The sequence below is a fragment of the Mesorhizobium sp. B263B2A genome (assembly GCF_020165775.1).
Lineage (GTDB): Bacteria > Pseudomonadota > Alphaproteobacteria > Rhizobiales > Rhizobiaceae > Mesorhizobium > Mesorhizobium opportunistum.
In genome coordinates, this window is record NZ_JAIUIU010000003.1 from 143546 (window position 1) to 164168 (window position 20623).

The following is a 20623-nucleotide window of genomic DNA, read 5'->3' on the forward strand; positions in this document are numbered from 1 at the left end:
GATCTACATCGCCAGCCGGCCGAGCGCGGCGTAATTGGATCGATTCATGTCCCTGCCGCCGCTTTCGCCAGAACAACTCGTCAAGCCGCGCCATTTCGAGCTGCGCATGAGCCTGATCTTCGCGACATTGTTCGTGTCGCAAGGCACCCATCTGCCCTATTTTCCGCTCTGGCTGCAGGCGAAAGGTTTTGGCGCCGAACAAATCGCCGTCATCCTTGCCGCGCCGATGTTCCTGCGCGTCCTGACGACGCCCATGCTGACGGCACTTGCCGACCGGGCGAAGGACCGCGCCGACGTCTACATCGTGCTGCTCGCGGCAACGATGGTCATTTCGGCAGGCTATTTCCTGCCGGCGACCTACGCGATCGTGCTGGCCGTATCGCTGATTCTGACGGTCGTCTGGACACCGCATTCGCCAATGGCCGATTCGCTTGCGTTGTCCGGGGTGCGCCGCTTCGGCTCGAACTACACCGCCATGCGCAAATGGGGTTCGATCTCCTATCTGTGCGCCAATATCGTAGGCGGCTTCATCCTGGCGGCGGCCGGAGCCAAAGCCGTGCCGGTGATCATATTCGTGGCGCTTGCCGCAGCGCTTGCCGCAGCCTTGTTTGCACCGCGCATGGGGCGGCCGCGCAAGGCTTCGCCGCTGTCGGCCACGGAAATCCAGCACGCGGCACCGAGCCTGTTCAACGCCTATTTCCTCTATTTCACCTTTGGCGTCGGCATCATTACGGCCAGCCACGCCTTCCTCTACGGTTTCGTTTCCATCTACTGGAAATCGATCGGCATCAGCGATTCCGTCGTTGGCCTGCTGTGGGCCTGGGGCGTGGTGTCCGAAGTCTGCATGTTTTTGTTCTTCAACCGCATTTTCGCCTCCGTATCCGTGGTCAAGGTGATGATGATCGCCGGCATCGGTTCGATCGTGCGCTGGATCGTCTTTCCACTCGTATGGCCGCTCGGCCTTGGCGTCGCCGGCTTCTTCGCCGTGCAGTCGCTGCATTCGGTGTCCGTCGCAATGGTGCTGATCGGGCTGCAGAAAATGATCGGCGAGACCGTTTCCGAAGAGCGCACCGGTGCCGCGCAAGGCATCGCCTATTTCTTCAACGGCTTCTTCATGGCGGCCGTCACGCTTGCGTCCGGTCCGCTCTATGACCGTCTCGGCGTCGATGGTTTCCTGGCGATGATTCCGATCGCGATCGTCGGCCTTGTGCTGATCTGGCTGGCGGCGCGCTCAGCCCCAAAGCACCCGGTCCGGGGGTGAGACGAGCGAACCTTGGTAGACAAGGCCCGGCTCGCGGTCGCGCGCCAGCAGCAGCGGACCGTCGAGGTCGACGAAATCGGCGTCCTGGGCGAGCAACACCGCCGGCGCCATCGCCAGCGATGTGCCGACCATGCAGCCGACCATGACGCCGAAACCGAGTTCCCGGGCGCGGTCGCGCAGGACGAGCGCCGCCGTCAGCCCGCCGGACTTGTCGAGCTTGATGTTGACGGCGTCGTAGAGGCCGACAAGCAAATCCAGGTTTTTCGCCTCGTGTACGCTTTCATCGGCGCAGATCGGCACCGGATGCGCGATGTGGCGCAGGATGCCGTCATGGCCGGCCGGCAGCGGCTGTTCGATGAGTGCGATGCCTTGTTCAGCGGCAAAGGCGAGGTTGGCGACGATGTTGTTGTCGGTCCAACCCTCATTGGCATCGAGGATGATTCTGCTCTCGGGCGCGGCCTGTCTCACCGCCTGGATCCGGGCGATGTCGTTGTCGCCGCCGATCTTGACCTTCAGCAGCGGCCGGCTGGCATTGGCGCTGGCTTGTGCCGCCATCGCCGAGGGTTCGCCGAGCGACAGCGTGTAGGCGGTTTCGAGCGGATGCAGCGGGGCCGGCCAGATTGCCTTCGCCGCCGGAATGCCGCTGATCTTGGCTTCGAGGTCCCACAGGGCGCAGTCGATGGCGTTGCGGGCCGCGCCAGCCGGCATCGCATCGAGCAGGGCGATCCGGTCGATGCCGCCGGCGATCCGCCCGCGCATGGCCTCTATCGCCGCGTGCACGCCGTCCATGGTCTCGCCGTAGCGCCTGTAGGGAACGCATTCGCCGCGCCCGACATGCCCATCCTGGCTGATTGTGCAGGTGATGACCTCGGCCTCGGTCTTGGAGCCGCGCGAAATGGTGAAGGTGCCGGCGATCGGGAAACGCTCGGCCTCGACCGAAATGACACGCGCCATATTTTTCTGCTCCGGCTGTGCGAGAAGGGTTGTCGGCAAATCGACAAGGTCGGACCCATCAGGCTAAACAGGACGCCATGTTGACCATAGGCAAGCGCGACGCAAGCGGCACGACCGCCTCGGAGGCTGACCACCAGCCGCGCGTGGCTATCGGCGAGGAGGGCGGCGTTCTTGGCTGCGCGTTCTCCGGTGTCTGGACGACACGGACCGTGGCACTGATCGACGCGGACATGCGCAAGATCGAGAAACGAAGCGGTTTCAAGACCTTGGCCCTCGATCTTTCCAAGATCGAGAAGATCGACACCGCCGGCGCCTGGCTGATCGACCGGCTGGTCAGTGTTTTCGAGAAGAAGAACGTCGAGGTCCAGCTGCAGGGCCAGAGCGAGATCGCGTCCATCCTGCTCGATGCGGTGGGCGAGGCCGTCCGCCGCGAACCCGAATCCGGGCCGGCGCGGCCGCCCAACATCGTCCTTCGCGCCCTCGAAGCGGTTGGCCGGCGCGTCTATGAGATGCGCGACGATTTTCTTGCCTCGATGAATATCCTCGGCGCCACCATCCGCGGCGCGCAAATGAAGCTTGGCCGCGGCCATGCCGTCAATCCGGCGGCGATCTTCAACCAGATCGATCGCATGGGCGTCGGCGCCATACCGGTGGTGGTGCTGATGTCGGCCATCGTCGGCGCCATCGTCGCCCAGCAAGGCGCCTACCAGCTCAGCTATTTCGGCGCCGATATCTTCGTCGTCGACCTCGTCGGCGTGCTGATCCTGCGCGAACTCGGCGTGCTGATGACGGCAATCATGATCGCTGGCCGTTCCGGCAGCGCGATCACCGCCGAGATCGGTTCGATGAAGATGCGCGAGGAGGTCGACGCGCTGAAGGTCATCGGTCTCAATCCGATCGGCGTGCTGGTCTTTCCACGCCTGGTTGCGCTGGTGATCGCCTTGCCGTGCCTGACGATCATCGCCAATTTCGCGGCGCTCGGCGGCGGTATCGCCGCGGCGTGGCTCTACTCCGACATTCCGCCGGCCGCCTTCCTCGACCGGCTGCGCGTCGCCATCGATCTCAGCACCATTTTCGCCGGCCTGATCAAGGCTCCGTTCATGGCGATGATCATCGGCACGATTGCGTCCGTCGAGGGTATGAAGGTCGGCGGCAGCGCCGAATCGCTCGGCCAGCACGTGACCGCCTCGGTGGTGAAGTCGATTTTCGTCGTCATCATCCTCGACGGGCTTTTCGCCATGTTCTACGCAGCGATCGAGTTCTGACATGGCTGAGGGTAATGGGGTCGCGACGAAGGAGCAGGACGAGGGCGACCTCGTGCTTTCGGTGCGCGACGTCACCGTCGCCATCGAGGACAAGCTGATTCTCGACAAACTCTCGCTCGACATCAAACGCGGCGAGATCCTGGGTTTCGTGGGGGCTTCGGGCGCCGGCAAGTCGGTCCTCCTGCGGACCATTCTCGGGTTGATGCCCAAGCAGTCGGGAACGATCAAGCTGTTCGGTGTCGACGTCGACAAGGCAAGCGATATCGAGCGGCTGCGCATCGACATGCGCCTTGGCGTGCTGTTCCAGCATGGCGCGCTGTTTTCGGCGCTGACCGTGCTGGAGAACGTGCAGGTGCCGATGCGCGAATATCTCGACCTGCCGAGAAAGCTGATGGATGAACTGGCATTGCTCAAGATCGAGCTGGTCGGCCTGCCGCCGGATGCGGCGCAGAAATTCCCCTCCGAACTCTCCGGCGGCATGATCAAGCGCGCCGCCCTGGCGCGCGCGCTGGCGCTCGACCCGGATATCGTCTTTCTCGACGAGCCGACGTCCGGCCTCGATCCGATCAGCGCGGCCGAGTTCGACGAACTCGTCGTCAAGCTGCGCGACACCATGGACCTGACCGTCTATATGGTCACGCACGACCTCGACACGCTGTTTACCGCCTGCGACCACGTGGCGGTGCTCGGCAAGAAAAAGGTGCTCGTCGAAGGCAGCATCGACGACATGCTGAAAAGCGAGGAACCGTGGGTGAAATCCTATTTCCGCGGAAAACGCGCCCGGCAACTTGATCTTGCGGCGCGCGCATAGCCATAAGTGAAGCAATGGAAACCAGAGCCAACTACGTCATTGTCGGGATTTTCACGCTGGTTGCGATCCTGGCGGCGTTCGGCTTTGTCTATTGGACGGCCGCGATCGGTGACAGGGGCGAGACGACGCTGCTGCGCGTGCGCATCCCGGGCTCGGCTTCCGGCCTCGGCCGCGGCAGCTTCGTGCTGTTCAACGGCGTCAAGGTCGGCGACGTCAAGCGTGTCTATATCGACGTCGACAATCCGACCGTCGCCATCGCCGACACCGAGATCGATCGGATGACGCCGATAACCAAGTCGACGCAGGCCGATATCGGCCTTGCCGGCCTCACCGGGCAGGCCAACATCGAGCTCAAGGGCGCCGATCCCAAGGAAGTGAAGCTGCTCGACCAGGCGGAAAAGGAAGGCAAGGTCGCCGAGATCGTCGCCAACCCATCCGCTGTGACCAATCTGTTGCAGACAGCGCAGAACATCTTCAATCGCGCCGACAAGGTGCTGAGCGAACTCGAAGGCTTCACCAAGGATGTTCGCGGGCCGCTGACGCAGACCGTGAAGAATGTGCAGACATTCTCCGACGCGCTGGCCAAGAATTCCGACGGCATCGACAAGTTCCTGTCCTCGGTCAGCGCGCTCTCCGACGAACTGAAGGGCGTGTCCGGCAAGCTCGACGGCACGCTGAAGGCGGCGGAAGGCCTGCTCAATGCCGTCGACAAGGACAAGATCAAGAGCATCGTGGCCAACGTCGACACGGTGACCGCGAACCTCAAGCAAACCTCGCAACAGCTCGATGGCGTCATCAAGAATGTCGATACGGCGGTCGGGTCCGTCAACGACTTCGCCAAGCAGACGCAGGGCACGCTGGCCAAGGTCGACGGCGTTCTCGACGGCATCGACCCGGCGCAGGTGCGCACGGCGCTGGCCAACATCCAGAAGGCCAGCGAGAACGCCAACAAGGCCGCCGCCGACATCGCTGTCGTGACCAACAAGTTCGCCAACCGCGCCGACGACATCGACCAGACGATCAAGGATGCCAAGCAATTGGCGCAACGGCTCAACGATGCCTCGGTGCGTGTCGACGGTATCCTGGCCAGGGTCGACAAATTGCTCGGCTCCGGCCAGGCGGATGGCGTGATGGCCGACGCCAGGGCGACGCTGAAATCGTTCAAGCAGGTCGCCGACACGCTGAATGCGCGGCTTGGCGTCATCACCGACAATCTGGCGCGCTTCTCGGGCCAGGGCCTGACAAATGTCGAGGCGCTGGTGCAGGACAGCCGCCGTTCGATCAACCGCATCGAGGAAGCGGTGACGGATCTCAGCCGCAATCCGCAGCGTATCCTTTCGGGTGGCGACGGCGAGGTTCGGCAATTCGATGGCAGGGCGCGGCGTTGACTTCGGCGTCGGCTCGCCTCAGAAACATGAGCTGCAAAAGCGGGTTGATCTTACGATCCGGGGACAACGGGGATCGCGCGTGATGTCTGTGTGGGTGAGAACGGGCGGGTTGACATCGGCTGCGGCACTGCTTGCCCTGACGCTGGCGGGCTGCGCGGCGTTAGGCGGCAAGCCTGCGCCGCTCGACACTTTTGAGCTGTCTGCGCCTTCGGTCGACGCGCATGGCCATAGCCGCAAGCAGATCCTGATCGCCCAGCCTTCGGCGCTCAAGGCGCTGGACAGCCAGAACATCGTCATCAAACCCTCCGACGGCTCGATCCAGTATCTCAAGGGCGCGCAATGGGCCGATCGCCTGCCGCTGATCGTGCAGGCGCGGCTCGCCGAGACGTTCCAGCGCTCGGGCAGCTTTGCCGGTGTCGGCAAGCCGGGCGAGGGTCTGGCGATCGATTACCAGGTCATCGTCGAGGTCCGGTCCTTCGAAGTGCGCGTCGACGGTGGCGAACACGCCGAGGTCGACCTGTTCGTGCGCTTGCTCAACGACCGCAATGGCGAGGTGCGCGCCTCCAAGAGCTTCAACGCATCCGCACCCGTTTCGGGCAAAGGCAACTCCGCTTATGTCGGTGCGCTCGACAATGCGTTCGGCGATGCCGCCAGGCAGATCGTTCGCTGGACGGATTCGGTGATCTGAGCGCCGGTCTCGTTAGCTGAATCTCGCCAACGCTTTCAAGCTACAGGCGCTCGAAGACATCCGGCCGCAGCTTTCCGGTCAGCATCAGATGCTGCAGCGTGTAGGCCAAGGACAGCGCATCGTCGAGCGCCTCATGCCCATGCAATGGCGGGTGCTCGACGCCATAGTAGTCCGCGAGCTTGTTGCTCGGCGTCCTCGCCAGGTCCTCGATCGGCATCCCGGCCGCGATCAGCAGCTTGACGGCATTGTCAAACCGGGTGGCCGGGATCGAAGGCTGAATGCCCGCGATATAGCAGCTGATGGCGATCATGTTCAGTTCGTCCTTGCCCCAAGACCAGAACCGCGCGCCACCGGAAAAACGATCGACGTTGGCGAGGGCTTCTCCCAGCGCGACCCCTTCGGTCTCGACGTCTTCCTCGGTGATGCCGGTCAGTTTGGTGAAGAACGGGTCGAGGGCGTATCTCCGGCCAAACCGGTCGACCGGTCTGATATAGGCCTTGTACGTGCCAAGCAGGGGAAAGTCGTCCTCGAGCCCAAGCTTGACCGCGCCGATCTGCGCGATGACCGGGTCGGGATCGTGGGCCGCGCACCAGAATCGGCGTTGCGAGCCCTCAAGGCAAAGAAACTCGCAGTCGAATATGATTGCCGTCTTCACGGTCACACCCTTTGAGCGTCAGGGTCGCGGTTTTCCGGCGGATTTCCGCGCTGTGGGGGAAGTCGAACCTTGGAGGTCCCCGACGCATCCATCGGCTCGCAACAGTCGTTGTTGGCAGGTTAAGCGCGTGCCGGAGGTTTGGAGAAACAACAGGCGGGACCATGGTCCCGCCTGTTCAATTCCTGGCTTTAGTGCAGCCGGCCGCTGGCGTGGGCCAGCATGGTGTAGACCTTGCCGGTGTCCGACGTCAGGTAGGTCTGCGCCATGATGTTATCGCGGTCGTTGCGCGAGACATCCTTGAGCAGCTTCTCGAAGTCGTCGCAGTAGCGGTCGACGGCGGCACGGAATTCGGCCTCGGCCTGGTACTTGCGGCGGATCTCGTCGAACGTCTGCTGGCCCTTCAGCGTGTAGAGCCGACGCGTGAACACGTCCCGCTCGCCGCGCCGATAGCGGTTCCACAATTCGATCGAGGCATCGTGGTCGATGGCACGCGCGATATCGACGGAGAGCGAGTTCAGCGATTCCACGACATGTAGCGGCGAGCGCTGGGCAGGGGCCGCGCGTGGTGCTTCCGCGGGCGCCGAAGGCGCCGTGGGCCTGAGGTCTCCTTCGTTCGATGCCGCGGTCAAGAGATCGCGTACCCAGCCGCCCTGCGGCGTGCGGGTATTGGCGTCAGCGCGAGGGCGCGGTGCAGCCTCGGCCGGACGATCGAGGTCGAGCGCGCCGCGCAGCGCGGTCCCACCCAGCGGCGCCTGAGGCGTGCGCAGCTCCGGCTGCGGGGCCGGGGCGCGACGCGGCGGCTCGGCGGGGCGTGCCGCCGGCGCTTGCGGCGCCGGGCGCAAGGGACGTTGCTCCGAGCCATCGCCGCCGCCACGACCGGACTTGGCAACGATATCCGAGAGCTCCTTCAGGGCGTTGATCTGCTCCGAAACGGCGCGGCGAATGGCAGAGGTCGATTCCTTTGCCTCTTCCGGCATCTCGATGACGCCCTTCTTGAGCTCGGCGCGGGTGAGGTCGAGCTCGCTCTTGATCGAGCCCGCCGTGCGCCGCATCTCCTCGGTCGCATCGGCGAAGCGCTTGGTGGCCGAATCGACGACGTCGGTGATGGCGTTGCGGATCTTGTCGGCCGACTCCATCGTCTTGCCTTCGGCGTTCTGCAGCGTCTGGCCGACCAGGTTTTCGAACGAGCGCATGACCCTTTCGAGATCTTCCGACTTCTTGACCAGGCCGACGGCAAGATCCTCGAGCGACGACTGCCTTTCGAGCGTGTGTTCGAGGTTGCTCTGGGCCGAACTCAACAGGTCCGAGGCGCTGGCCAGCAGACGGCTGTGTTCGTCGAACTTGGTGGCGATCGAGGCGACTTCACGCAAGGTCGACGAGGACAGGTCCGTCAGCCTTGTCGTGTTCGAATCGACCAGGCGCGCCGAGCTGGCAAAGGTCTGTGCCGCCTTTTCGGTGGTGGCCGCGAAGCTCTGCGTGCTGCCGGTCAGGCGTTCGTCGACCTCGCCGAGATTGACCGCGGCCTGCTCGATCAGCTGGCCGAGCTGCGAGCTGGACTTGGTCATGCGGCCGATGAGGTCAGCGACGCTGTCGGACAGCGACGAGCGCGCGCCTTCGACCGCCGACAAGGTCTCGGCGGTGCGGCTGGCGAGCGCGTTGACAAGGGCTGCATTCTCGCTGCGCAGCTTCTCGGTGGCGCGTTCCGTGACCTCTTCCATGCTCTTTTGCAGTTCCGAGCCGCCCTGTGCGAAACGCTCGACCAATGGGCGGGCGGTTTCGTCGAGGATCTTCGACATCTCGGCGGAGCGCGCCGCGAGCATGGTGTTGAGCTCACGGGTGTTGGCGCCGATCGTCTTGGCGGCGTCGTTGGTGCTCTGGCCGATATGCTGGCCGACCGCCGTGAAGGTCTCGGCGATCACATTGGCGCGTGACACCAGTTGTGCCTCGGCGCTCGAGACCTGCTCGTTGAGCCTCTGGCCCATCGTCTCGGCGGTGTAGGCGAGCCGGTTCTCGACGTTGGCGACCTGCTCCTCGACACGGGCAGCCGCGGCCGCCGCGCTCGATGCGAGACGCTCGTCGGCGCCGGCAAGCGCCTGCTCGATTTCGCGGGCATGCACGGCCAGTTCCTGGCCGGTCTGGCGCGCGCGATCGGCGACCCTCTGCTCGGTGTTGGCGAAGGCGCCGACGATGGTCTGCGCGTGCTCGCCGATCGTCGACGTGCTGTCGGCAATGCGCGAAACCAGGCGTTGGTCGGCCTCTTCGAAGATGCGGCCGATCTCGGAAGCGCGGTTGGACAGCGCGTCCGAACCTTCCGCGATGCGCGACACCAATTGCTGGTCGGCGGCATCGAAGATGCGGCCGAGGTCCGATGCGCGGGCAGCGAGCGCCTCGGCCGATTCGCCGATGCGCACGCCGAGCCGCTGGTCGGCGCTTTCGAAGTTGCGCAGGATGTCACCGGCGCGGGCGGCCAGCGACTGTGCCGTCTCGACGGCGCGGGCAACAAGCTTCTGGTCGGCCGCGTCGAAGGTGCCGGCGATCTCGTTGGCGCGGGCGGAGAGCTGATCGGCGGTCTCCTGGGCGCGGGCGGCGAGCTTCTGGTCGGCCATGTCGAAGGTTCCGGCGATCTCGCTGGCACGGGCAGCCAGTTGGTCGGCGGTTTCGTGGGCGCGGGCCAGCAGCGTGCTGGAAGTATCGTCCGCCCGGGCAAGCAAGGCGTTCGAAGTGTCTTCGGCACGGGCATGGAGACGACGATCCGCATCCTCGAAGGTACGGGCGATGTCTTCGGCCCGCGCCAGCAGTGCGGCGGACGTCTGTTCGGCGCGCTCGGCGATCTTGCGATCGGCGTCGCTGAACGCCGCACCAGCCTGCTCATGCAGCGCGCTGGTGACTTCAAGGACCTTTTCGCGCAAAGCGCCGGCGACGAAGACGGCGCTCTTTTCGAGCACGTTGCGGACGTTGTCGACGCCGGTCGAGAGCGCGCGTTCCATGGTGCCTGCGCGTTCCTCGATGATCCCGGTCTGGCGACTGAACGCCTCTTCGATCTTTTCCACGTCGGCCGCGATCGCGGTGGAAATGTCGGTGCTCCTGGCCGCGATCTGATCGATGTGGCCAGACAGCGAGCGATCGACGTCCTTGCGGGTCTCGGCGAGCTTGCCGAGATCCTCTTCCAGCGCGCGGCTCAGCATGTCGCGGCCTTCGGCCAGCTTGCCGACATGGCCGGCGATGATGCCGTCGATGTCGCCTCGGCTCTCGGTCAGCTTCTGCAGGTCGGCTTCGAGCGCGCGCTTGAGAATGTCGCGGCCCTCGGCCAGCTTCTCCACCTGGCCGGCAACCAGGCCGTCGATGCTGGAGCGGCTTTCGGCCAGCTTGGCAAGATCGGCTTCGAGCGCGCGCTTGAGAACGTCGCGGCCTTCGGCCAGCTTCTCCACCTGGCCGGCGACCAGACCGTCGATGCTGGAGCGGCTTTCGGCCAGCTTGGCAAGGTCGTCCTCGAGTGCCCTGGACAGGGTCGAACGTTCCTGGACAAGCCTGTCCGCGTGGCTGTTGACAAGGGTGTTGACGCCTTCGAGGTCGTCCTCCAGCGCCTTCGACAGCGTCGAACGATCCTGGACGAGCCGTTCGGAATGGCTGTTGACAAGGCTGTTGACGCTTTCGAGATCGGCTTCGAGTGCCCTGGCGAACTGCGCACGGTCATCGACCAGCTTCTGCGACTGGTCGGCGACGGTGTTCTTGATGGTGTTGAGGTCGGCTTCCAGGGCGCGCCGCAGGATGTCGCGGCCTTCCGACAGCTTCTCGACCTGACCGGCGACCAGACCGTCGATGCTGGAGCGGCTTTCGGCCAACTTGGCAAGGTCGTCCTCGAGAGCCTTCGACAGGGTCGAGCGGTCCTGAACGAGCCTGTTCATGTGGTCGGCGATGACGCTGTTCACGTTCTGCAGGTCGGCTTCCAGGACCCGAGAAAGCTGTCCACGGTCCTCGGCCAGTTTCTCCGACTGGCTGGATATGACGCCCTTGATGGTGTTGAGGTCCGATTCCAGCGCCCGCTTGAGGATGTCGCGGCCTTCGGCCAGCTTCTCGACCTGGCCGGCGACCAAGCCGTCGATGCTCGAGCGGCTCTCGGCCAGCTTGGCAAGGTCGGCTTCGAGCGTCTGCGACAGCAGGCTGCGGTCGTTGGAGAGCCGTCCCGAATGATCTTCGATCAGGTTCCTTATGCCCGAAAGGTCGTCCTCGAGCGAACGGCCGAGCAGGCTGCGGTCTTCGGCCAGCTTTGCCGAGTGCGACTCGATGAGGCTCTTGATGCCGGCGATGTCGTTTTCCAACGCCTTGGCGAGCACGGCACGGCCTTCGGCGATCTTCTCGACCTGACCGGCGACGAGGCCATCGATGTCGGCGCGGCTGTCGGACAATTTGCCGAGATCGGCCTCCAGGGCACGCGACAGGATGTTGCGGCCTTCAGCCAGTTTGCCGACATGTCCGGCAACCATTTCATCAATAATGGTACGAGCTTGCACGAGCTTCCCGGAGTCTTCGTTCAGAGCCAGGGAGAGCCGGTTGCGGCCTTCCTCCAGCCTTTCGAGATGGCTGCCGAGCGACGCATCGATGGCAGCGCGCGATTCGTTGACCTTGCGCAGATCCTCCTCGAGGGCACGCGCGATCAGGCTGCGGCCTTCGGCCAGCTTCTGCACCTGGTTGGTCACCGCGGCATCGATGCCGGCACGGCTCTCGTCGAATTTCGCCAGGTCCTCCTGCATGGCGGCCGCCATGCGCTCACGGCTTTCGGACAGCTTGCGGCTGTGGTTCTCGACGGCTTCCTCGATGCCGACGCGGGCATCGGAAAGGCGCTGGATATCGGAATCGAACGAGCGCGAGACGACATGACGCGCCGCTTCCATGCGTCCGGCAAAGTCGCTGGCGCGAGCCTCCAGCATGGTCGATGTCGAGTTGACGATGTCGGCCATGTCGGCGCCGATCTGGGTCTTGCCCTGATCGATCATCGCGGACAACGTATCCTTGCTTTCGGCGAAGGTGTGGGCGATTTCGCGGGCGCGTTCGACCAGTGTCTCGTTGATCTGGCGGGCGCGGGCCTCGAGCGCCGCGTTGAGCTTCTGCGTGCCGGTGTCGAGCGCCTCGGCGCGGGTCTGGAATTCGCTGATCAGCGCCTGGCCACGTTCGGCGAGCGTGCGCTCGATGCCGTTGAGGCTGGCTTCGAATTCGGAATTGAGGGTGCGGGCGGCGCCGCCAAGCAGCGACACCATCCCGGTGGTGCGATCGTCGAGCAGGTCGGTCAACGACCGGGTCAGGCCGTCCGTCGTGTCCGTCAACTTGGCGATACGGGTGTCGAGCAGGGAGGCAAAAGCCTCGCCGGAGGTCGACAGCCTGTCGGTAATGGTGTCGAGGCGGCCTTCGACCGAATCGAAGATCGACATCGAGCTTTCATTGATGCGGTCGATGAGCGTGTCACCGGAATTGGTGATCGTCATCGACAGCTTGGTCGACGCGTTGAGGATCGAGTCGCGGATGATGTCGCTGGCGGCGCCGATTTCCTCCTTGAGCGTTTCATGCGCACCCGAAATCGAGGCGCGGACACGCTCCGCATGGGTGACGACCGCCTCGCGCTCGCTGCCGAGCCCGTCGACAAGCGAGCGGATGCGGGTCTCGTTTTCCGAATAGGAGCGCTCGATCTGGTTGACTTCGCTATGGACCAGCGTTTCCAGTTCCACGGCGCGGGCGAGCGTGCGTTCGATGCCTTCGCCCATGGCCGCGACCTCGCGGCGAACGGCTTGGCCGATCATCATGACGCGATCCTGGGCGAGGTTTTCTGGCTCGGTCAGGCGGAAAGCCACTTCGGTCATCGACTGGGCGGCAATGCGCATGTCCTGGGCGCGACGGATCATCGCCGCGAAGGCCCAGAACAGGATGACCGGCACGATCGCCGCGACGGCGAGGCCAATCAGTTCGGGGCGGGCAAAGAACTGGTCGAGCGTGCGGATTCGCCAGATGCTCGGTCCGAAAAGCAGGTTGGCCAATCCGCCGGCGCCCGCGATCCAGGCGAGCGAAACAAAGGCAATGACCCAATAGACGGTGTTGGAGGCGCGCCGGTTGAGGCTGTGCAGGAGTGTCTTGTAGTCCTTCTGGCGATCGTCATTGGCCGGGGCGAAGCCCGTCGCCTGTGTGCCGAAGCCTGTCGCCTGTGTGCCATTGCCATTGCGCGTCTCAACGGGCCGCAGTTCGGCGGGCTTGGCTTTTGGCGCGGGCTTGGCGGGCTGGGCCTGACTGACGGTGGGCTCCGGCTTCTGGTTGCGCCCCTCTCGTGCCAATTCGTCGGCGGCCTGGGATATCTGTGCTTCCAGATCTTCCATCGAAGCTGCGATATCGAGATCACCGTCAGTATCGCTGCTGAGGTCGATATCGAGCGCTTTTTCCAGTTCCCTGGCTACATCGTTGTCGAGAGTTCTCGTCGTCGTCGTTGGTTTCTTCGCCATGCCTTCGCTACCCTGTACTAGCTGCCGCGGGCTTATAATTGTCTTTGTCGTACCCCCGCGCAGGAGGCTGAAAATGGACCCCTCGTATCGTAATGACACAGGGGGGTAAAGAAAACATGCATTCCGTGGGATACGTAAAACTTTAAATATAAGGTTAACAGAAGCGTGATTCCGGTGCCGCTTTCGCAACATTTTTCCGGGCCACTCATTAACCCGTTGTCCACTGGATGCGCCTAGTTTTTCAGGCGACCGAAGAAAACGGAGTTCGAGTTCATGCGTGGCGAAAGCGGCATTGCCTTCTCAATGCCCGGGGGCAACGTATCGGGAACGAGGCAGTCCCGGCCGGTCGATTTGGCACACCTTGCCCGGCAAACGATGGGCGATCGCGCCCTCGAGCAAGAGGTGCTGGCGCTGTTTGTACAGCAGGCGCTATCTGTGCGCGACAAAATAGTCGACGCCGACGTCAAGGGCCGGCTTCTGCTGGCGCATGGGCTGAAAGGCTCGGCGCGCGGCGTCGGCGCCTTCGCCATCGCCGATTGCGCCACCGAAATCGAGCGTCGTCCGGAGGACGGTCAGACACTCAAACGGCTTGGCACGCTGATCGACGAAGTGCGCGATTTCATCGCCGCCATCAATCGCTGATCCCGGTTTGCGGAAAAACGTCACCGAGCGGCGCTTTCGCGCGGCAGTTGACTTGTCTGCCGGAGTGATTATCTCGGCGGAAACTCTCAGGTGACAAATGACAAAACTGACCTTCATCGCCCATGACGGCACACATTTCGACGTGGATGCCGAGAACGGCTCGACGGTGATGGAAAACGCCATCCGCAACGCCGTGCCGGGGATCGAGGCGGAGTGCGGCGGCGCCTGCGCCTGCGCGACCTGCCATGTCTATGTCGATGAGGCGTGGACGGCCGAAGTCGGAGAGCCGGAGGCGATGGAAGAGGACATGCTGGACTTCGCCTACGAGGTCCAGCCGAATTCGCGGCTTTCCTGCCAGATCAAGGTGCGCGACGCGCTCGACGGCCTCGTCGTGCGGGTGCCGGAGCGCCAGGGCTGAAAAGCCGATTTTTCCCGCTGCCGCTTGGCAGCGAGCCGGTGGTCATGCAGTCTCACGCCAACACAGCAGCGAGGCAGAGCGCATGACCGGCACCATCAGCACAGACGTCCTCATTGTCGGGGCAGGGCCGGTCGGCCTGTTTTCGGTGTTCGAGCTCGGCCTGTTCGACATGAAGTGCCATCTGATCGATATTCTCGACCGGCCGGGCGGCCAATGCGCGGAACTCTATCCGGAGAAGCCGATCTACGACATTCCCGGCTGGCCTTCGATCTCGGCGCAGGGGCTGGTCGACAAGCTGCTTGAGCAGATCGCGCCGTTCAAGCCGGATTTCACCTACAACCGGATGGTTTCCAGCCTCGAGAAGCTGGAGGATGGCAGCTTTCGCGTCACCACGGACGAAAATGAGGTGTTCGAGGCCAAGGTGGTGGTGATCGCCGCCGGTGGCGGCTCGTTCCAGCCGAAGCGCCCGCCGATCCCCGGCATCGAACCCTATGAAGGCAAGAGCGTCTTCTATTCGGTGCGCCGGATGGAGGATTTTCGCGGCCACGACCTGGTCATCGTCGGCGGCGGCGACTCGGCGCTCGACTGGACGCTGAACCTGCAGCCGGTGGCAAAGAGCGTCACGCTGGTTCACCGACGGCCCGAATTCCGGGCGGCGCCGGACAGCGTCAACAAGATGTATGCCATGCAGGAGATGAAGCAGCTGGAATTCAGGGTTGGCCAGGTGACCGGGCTCACCGGCGCCGACGGCCAGCTCTCATCCGCGACCATCAAGGGTGGTCCGGAGGGCGATGTCGAGGTGCCTTGCACCCGCATGCTGCCGTTCTTCGGCCTGACCATGAAGCTCGGCCCGATCGCGGAATGGGGGCTCAATCTCCACGAGAACCTGATCCCGGTCGACACCGAGAAGTTCCAGACATCGGTGCCCGGCATTTTCGCGGTGGGCGACATCAACTGGTATCCCGGCAAGCTGAAGCTGATCCTGTCGGGTTTTCACGAGGTGGCGCTGATGGCGCAGGCCGCCAAGCGCATCATCAGCCCCGGCGAACGTATCGTGTTCCAGTATACGACCTCGTCCACGAGCCTGCAAAAGAAGCTCGGCGTGGTGGAGTGACCTGGCTGACCGGTTCTACTCGGCCATCACCGGCGGGTGCTCGGCCTGGCCGCGAAGCGGTTTCTCCGGCATCAATGCAAGCGTGATCAGCGCCAGGAACAGCGTCGCCGCGGCGACAAGGAAGATCATCACGAAGGGCTCGGCAGATATGACCTGGCCGACGGCCAGCGTGCCTTCGCCGGCCAGCGGCAGGCCATAGCCGAGGGCGACGGCGCCGAGCATTGCAACGCCCAGCGCGCTGCCCAGCGAACGCAGGAAGGTCAGCACGCCGGTTGCGACGCCAAGATGCGCCCGGTCGACGGCGTTCTGGACCGATACGGTGGCGACCGGGAAGGTCGTCCCGCTGCCCAGGCCGATGCAGACCGTCAGGACTTCGACAACCAGCAGCGAAGCGTGTCCGGCGACGAGGGCGAGCAGGCCGAGGCATATGATCGAGAAGAGCACGCCCACCATGGCGATCCGCTTGTAGTGGACGAAGCGCGGTATTGTTCGCCCGCTGAATGTCGCGCCGGCCACGGTGCCAAGCAGCAGCCCCAGCATCGCAAGACCCGACTCGCTGACCGAAAGGCCGACGATCGACTGCAGGTAGACAGGCAGGTAGACCGCCAGGCCTATGTTGGCAGCCTGCAGAAGGAACATCGACAAGGTGCCGGCGCGGACGATCGGGTTGCTCAGCACTTCAAGCGAGATGAGCGGTTCGGCCGCGCGCAGCAGCCGCAGCGAAAACGCCGCCCAGAAAACCGCGGACGCCGCCAGCAGCCCGAGGATTTCGCTGGACAGCCACGGATACTCGCTGCCGCCCCAGTTGAGCGCCAGCAGCAGCAAGGCCGTGGCCGCGACCAGCAGCAGCGCGCCCAGGCCGTCGATGCGATGATGCTTGGCGGCGATCGGCAGCTTCTTGAGCGGGTTGTTGATGATCGCCATCGCCAGCAGGCCGAGCGGGATGTTGATCCAGAAAATCAGGGACCAGTGAAGATGTTCGGCGAAGGTGCCGCCAAGCAGGGGCCCGGCGATGCTGGCGACGGCCCAGGTGCCGGAAATCCAGGCGGCGTAGCGCGCTCGTTCGCGTGGCGGGACGAGGTCGCCGATGACGGTTTGCGTCAAGGTGAACAGGCCGCCACCGCCGGCGCCCTGGATGGCCCTGCCGACGACCAGCACAAACATGTTTGGCGCCATCGCACTGACCACCGATCCGAGGAGAAAGATCAGGATGGCGGCATAAACGGTTGGCCGGCGGCCATAAACGTCCGAGATCTTGCCGTAGAGCGGTGCCATGGCGGTCGCGGTCAGGAGGTAGCCGGTGACGATCCATGGCAGATACTGCGCATGGCCGAGCGCGTGGCCGATGGTCGGCATCGCCGGCGCGACGATGGTCTGATCGAGCGCCGCCAACAGCATCGACAGAAGCACGCCGGCGATGATGGCGTTCTTCTCGCTTTCGGTCAGCGGCGTGGCTGCAGCCGTCATGGTCTGCTTGTCGACAGCCTGGTCCATAGTCTTTTGTCCATGTGCTTGCGCGGCGTGCGGTTCACCGACAGGGCCGGCCTGGTGCGTCCGCCACGCGATCGGTCGTGGTGCTCGTGCTCGATGGGTCGTGCGCTGCCAACCCGTGATATGTCGTTCCCTATAGGCCGATTTCGACCGCCGCTCGCAAATTTTTCGAATCTGGCACTACGCTTCGACCGGGTTGGCGCCATGGACGCGTCGAGGAAAATTCAGGCCGGCGGCCGCAATTGGCCACTCTCGATACGCTCGATGCGATAGCGCAGGAGCCGCAGGATGCGGCTTTCGAAATTGACGCTCTCGACGCGGTCGAACTGCACCTGGGCGCGGTCGTGCTCGGCGAGGACGGCGGCGGTGATTTGGGCCGCCTTGGCCTTTGCCGCATCGCAATCTTTCCGCGGATAGGTCGCCTTCAGCGCCTCTTCCAGCTTGCGGGCATGGTTCTTGGCAATCTCGACATGGCGCTCCTCATGGCGCTTGATGTCGGCCGACAGCGTGTCCCAGAACAGCTTCACGTCGGCGTCCGCCTTGCGCGGGCGGCGCCATTCTGGAAGGATCACCTTGACCTTGACGGTCACGGCGGCGTCGGCGATCCGGCAGGAACCTGCCTGCCGGGCGTAGCTGATGCGGGTGGTGAACGCCATCTGGGTGGCGCCGGGGTGGCGGGAGCCCGTGCTCTTGACCTGTGGCCCGCGTTTGGAAAGCTGCGTCTCGATATCGTCGAGGGTGCTGCCGCCGATGGAAAAATAGCTGTATGTCTTCACGAGGTTGGCCGCGCCCGCCGGGATGGCGGTCATGGCAAGCAGCAGTGCGCAGAGCAGGGATCGTTTCATCATGTTGCCTCTTCGAGCACCTTGCTTTACGGCCGTTGCCGGCGCAACGGAATTGATCCGGCGCGGATCACACATCGTTGATGAGCCTAGAGTCGGATGATTTCTGGTCGGATCGACCTGAAATCTGAATCCGCCTCCAAATCAAAGGGGTAGAGCATCATGTCGTCCGAAAACCGCTTCACATCTTTCGGCATCATGCTCCAAGGTTGACGAGCAATGACGGCGAGGCGATGGCAACTGGCCCATGGACGCCATCTCGACCTTGGCGAAAGAGCCGTGGTTGCCGGCATCCTCAACGTTACCCCTGACAGCTTTTCCGACGGCGGCCTGTTCGATGCAACCGAGACGGCGCTGGCCCAGGCACGCCGCATGATCGCCGAAGGGGCGGGGATTGTCGATGTCGGGGGAGAATCGACCCGGCCCGGCGCTGGCGCGGTATCGGCCGGGGAGGAACAGGCGCGCGTCCTGCCTGTAATCGAGGCGCTGGCGAGCGCCGGCGACGTGCTGATTTCCGTCGATACCTATCGTGCCGAAACCGCGCGCCTTGCGGTGGCTGCCGGCGCGCACATCGTCAACGATGTCTGGGGCTTGCAGCGCGAGCCTGACATTGCGCGCATCGCGGCTGAAACCGGCGCTGGGCTCATTGTCATGCATACCGGGCGGGATCGCGAGAAGCTGCCCGACGTCATTGCCGACCAGCTGGCTTTCCTGGGAGAATCGCTGGAGATTGCCCGCGGGCACGGTGTCGCCGACGACCATATCGTGCTCGACCCCGGCTTCGGCTTCGCCAAGGAGACGGCGGAGGAAAACCTCGACCTGATGGCGCGGTTCTCCGAGCTTCATGGGCTCGGCTTTCCTCTGATGGCCGGCACCTCGCGAAAGCGTTTCATCGGCACCGTCACCGGCCGCGATGCGGCCCACCGCGCTGCCGGAACGGCGGCGACCAGCGTCATTCTCAGGCTCAAGGGCGCGCATCTGTTTCGCGTCCACGATGTCGCAATCAACGTGGACGCGCTGGCCATGGCGGATGCTATGCTGGCGCGCGAAACCGCCGCATCGGCCCGAAAATCGGGATCGATTTTCGGAAAGCACGATGCGTAGATTCAAAAGTGTTAGAGCGTGCTTTGTGCGTCCAAGTGGACGCACGTCGCTCTAAGGACCGGGACGCTGAGCCATGTATGTCATTCGCTTGAAGAATTGCGCCTTCTTTGCCCGGCATGGCGTGCTGGACGAGGAGGAGGCGCTCGGCCAGCGTTTCTATGTCGACGCGGTGCTGTCCGTTGACCCTGGACGCGCCCTTGTCGACGACGCGATCGGGGAGACCGTCAATTATGGCATCGCCTTCATGGTGATCGAGAAGATCATCACCGGCGAGCGGCGCTTCCTGATCGAGGCCCTGGCAATGGAGGTGGCAAAGGCGCTGACGGAACGGTTTCCCCAAATCAGGAAGGCCGAAATCACCGTGCGCAAGCCCAACGCACCGGTGCCCGGCGTGCTCGATTACGTCGAGGTGACCGTTGTCTGGCCAGAATAACACCGTCTATCTCAGCCTCGGCGGCAATCTCGGCGACCCGGCGGCCTCGATGGCCGCGGCGCTGCGCATTCTCGACGCCGATGCCGATACAAGCGTGGCCGCCGTCTCCTCGCTCTACCGCACGCCGCCCTGGGGCAAGCTCGACCAGCCGGATTTCCTCAACGCTGCCGCCGAACTGTCGACGCGGCTTTCGCCTCGCGCGCTGCTCGACCTCTGCCTCGACGCGGAGCGCAAGCTGAAGCGGGTGCGCGAGGAGCGCTGGGGGCCGCGTCTGATCGACATCGACATTCTGGTGTTCGGTGACCGTGTCATCCATGAGACGGGGCTGGAAGTGCCGCATCCGCGCATGCTGGAACGCGCCTTCGTCCTGGCGCCGCTGGCCGAGATCGCGCCCGGTGTGGCGGTTGCCGGCCGTAGCGTGGCCGAGCGCTTGGGGGCCGTCGACGCATCAGGCATCGAGCGACTGCCATCAGGCCGCGACTGGTGGCTACACTAGGCGGGCTGGGCATCAGCCAGAGAAACCACCACCGTCCAGAAATGCCTTTTCCTCCGGCGTGGTTTCGCGGCCGAGCATCCTGTTGCGGTGCGGAAAGCGGCCGAAGCGCTGGATGATGTCGCGGTGCTCCTCGGCATATTTGAGGTAGTCCGGCGCATTGGCGGTGGTGAGTGCCACGGACCTTTCCTGATCGGCGAGCAGTTCGGAGTGTTCGAACGGCAGATAGAGGAATACGCGGAGTTCCGGTTCGAGCAACAGATCGTGGCCGGCCAAAACCGCTTTTTGAGCGAAATGCCTGGCAAGCGGGTCGGTTGCATACATATGGCCGGTGCCGCGAAAGCAATTTCGTGGAAACTGGTCGAGCAGGATCATCAGCGCCAGCGAGCCTTCGGCATGATCCGACCAGCCGTCGCATTCGCGCCGCGCGGCTGCATAGTGCAGGTCGAGAAAACGATTGCGGAAGTCGGTGTCGAAGGCCTCGTTCTTCTCGAACCACGCGTCCTCGCCGGCGTCACGCCAGAATTTGGTGACCGACAGGGCTCTGCTGTCCAATTCCATGCGTGGTTCCCTATTCAATCG

General features: G+C 64.0%; 17 protein-coding genes. 11 read left to right on the forward strand and 6 right to left on the reverse strand.

What is annotated here, in order from left to right; genetic code table 11:
- The first annotated feature begins 46 nt into the window (after positions 1–46).
- Entirely contained in the window at positions 47–1261 is a 1215-nt protein-coding gene (locus LB568_RS07935; protein WP_224729791.1) for an MFS transporter, read from the forward strand.
- Here LB568_RS07935 and dgcA read toward each other — a convergent pair.
- Positions 1232–2215, reverse strand: a complete 984-nt coding sequence (gene dgcA / locus LB568_RS07940; protein WP_224729792.1) for an N-acetyl-D-Glu racemase DgcA — start codon at positions 2213–2215, stop codon at positions 1232–1234. The two genes, LB568_RS07935 and dgcA, sit on opposite strands and share 30 nt — an antisense overlap.
- 77 nt (positions 2216–2292) lie before the next feature.
- Between dgcA and LB568_RS07945 the strand changes: the two genes are divergently transcribed.
- The 4 genes from LB568_RS07945 to LB568_RS07960 all read left to right on the forward strand — a co-directional run bounded on the left by LB568_RS07945 (position 2293) and on the right by LB568_RS07960 (position 6367).
- Entirely contained in the window at positions 2293–3480 is a 1188-nt protein-coding gene (locus LB568_RS07945) for an ABC transporter permease (protein ID WP_140569299.1), read from the forward strand.
- Between the two features lies 1 nt (position 3481).
- Positions 3482–4291, forward strand: a complete 810-nt coding sequence (locus LB568_RS07950; RefSeq protein ID WP_224729793.1) for an ABC transporter ATP-binding protein — start codon at positions 3482–3484, stop codon at positions 4289–4291.
- Between the two features lie 14 nt (positions 4292–4305).
- Positions 4306–5679, forward strand: coding sequence for an MCE family protein (locus LB568_RS07955; RefSeq protein WP_023763666.1), 1374 nt, complete (start codon positions 4306–4308; stop codon positions 5677–5679).
- A gap of 82 nt (positions 5680–5761) precedes the next feature.
- Positions 5762–6367 (forward strand): ABC-type transport auxiliary lipoprotein family protein, encoded by a 606-nt coding sequence (locus LB568_RS07960; protein ID WP_224729794.1) that lies wholly within the window; start codon positions 5762–5764, stop codon positions 6365–6367.
- A 40-nt stretch (positions 6368–6407) separates the two neighbouring features.
- On the opposite strand, the gene LB568_RS07965 is transcribed toward LB568_RS07960, so the two are convergent.
- Together LB568_RS07965 and LB568_RS07970 are read right to left on the reverse strand one after the other, a co-directional pair.
- Complete coding sequence (locus tag LB568_RS07965; RefSeq protein WP_224729795.1) at positions 6408–7022, reverse strand: 3'-5' exonuclease; 615 nt, start codon at positions 7020–7022, stop codon at positions 6408–6410.
- Positions 7023–7210: 188 nt separating this feature from the next.
- Complete coding sequence (locus tag LB568_RS07970) at positions 7211–13504, reverse strand: kinesin (protein ID WP_224729796.1); 6294 nt, start codon at positions 13502–13504, stop codon at positions 7211–7213.
- 273 nt (positions 13505–13777) lie between these two features.
- On the opposite strand from LB568_RS07970, the gene LB568_RS07975 reads away from it, so the two are divergent.
- From LB568_RS07975 to LB568_RS07985, 3 genes are all read left to right on the forward strand, one after another.
- Positions 13778–14146 (forward strand): Hpt domain-containing protein, encoded by a 369-nt coding sequence (locus tag LB568_RS07975; protein WP_224729797.1) that lies wholly within the window; start codon positions 13778–13780, stop codon positions 14144–14146.
- Between the two features lie 97 nt (positions 14147–14243).
- A complete protein-coding gene (locus LB568_RS07980; protein WP_013895257.1) occupies positions 14244–14564 on the forward strand; it encodes a 2Fe-2S iron-sulfur cluster-binding protein in 321 nt (106 codons plus the stop codon).
- 82 nt (positions 14565–14646) lie between these two features.
- Positions 14647–15678 carry an NAD(P)/FAD-dependent oxidoreductase gene (locus tag LB568_RS07985; RefSeq protein ID WP_140569306.1) on the forward strand — a complete coding sequence of 344 codons (1032 nt, stop codon included), beginning with the start codon at positions 14647–14649 and terminating at the stop codon, positions 15676–15678.
- Positions 15679–15693: 15 nt separating this feature from the next.
- Here LB568_RS07985 and LB568_RS07990 read toward each other — a convergent pair whose 3' ends face one another.
- Positions 15694–17172, reverse strand: coding sequence for an MDR family MFS transporter (locus LB568_RS07990; protein WP_224729798.1), 1479 nt, complete (start codon positions 17170–17172; stop codon positions 15694–15696).
- A gap of 221 nt (positions 17173–17393) precedes the next feature.
- Positions 17394–18017, reverse strand: a complete 624-nt coding sequence (locus LB568_RS07995; RefSeq protein WP_224729799.1) for a DUF922 domain-containing Zn-dependent protease — start codon at positions 18015–18017, stop codon at positions 17394–17396.
- Between the two features lie 213 nt (positions 18018–18230).
- Here LB568_RS07995 and folP point away from each other — a divergent pair, with 213 nt between their 5' ends.
- The 3 genes from folP (at position 18231) to folK (ending at position 20044) form a co-directional block, all read left to right on the forward strand.
- A complete protein-coding gene (gene folP / locus LB568_RS08000; RefSeq protein ID WP_224729800.1) occupies positions 18231–19115 on the forward strand; it encodes a dihydropteroate synthase in 885 nt (294 codons plus the stop codon).
- Positions 19116–19188: 73 nt separating this feature from the next.
- Positions 19189–19548: a dihydroneopterin aldolase gene (folB, locus tag LB568_RS08005; protein WP_013895262.1), complete on the forward strand. Its 360-nt coding sequence runs from the start codon at positions 19189–19191 to the stop codon at positions 19546–19548.
- Positions 19532–20044: a 2-amino-4-hydroxy-6-hydroxymethyldihydropteridine diphosphokinase gene (gene folK, locus LB568_RS08010; RefSeq protein WP_224729801.1), complete on the forward strand. Its 513-nt coding sequence runs from the start codon at positions 19532–19534 to the stop codon at positions 20042–20044. The genes folB and folK overlap by 17 nt, the downstream gene beginning before the upstream one ends.
- Before the next feature lie 12 nt (positions 20045–20056).
- Here the strand turns inward: folK and LB568_RS08015 are convergent, their stop codons facing one another.
- Positions 20057–20602 carry a DUF924 family protein gene (locus LB568_RS08015; protein WP_224729802.1) on the reverse strand — a complete coding sequence of 182 codons (546 nt, stop codon included), beginning with the start codon at positions 20600–20602 and terminating at the stop codon, positions 20057–20059.
- Positions 20603–20623 lie beyond the last annotated feature (21 nt).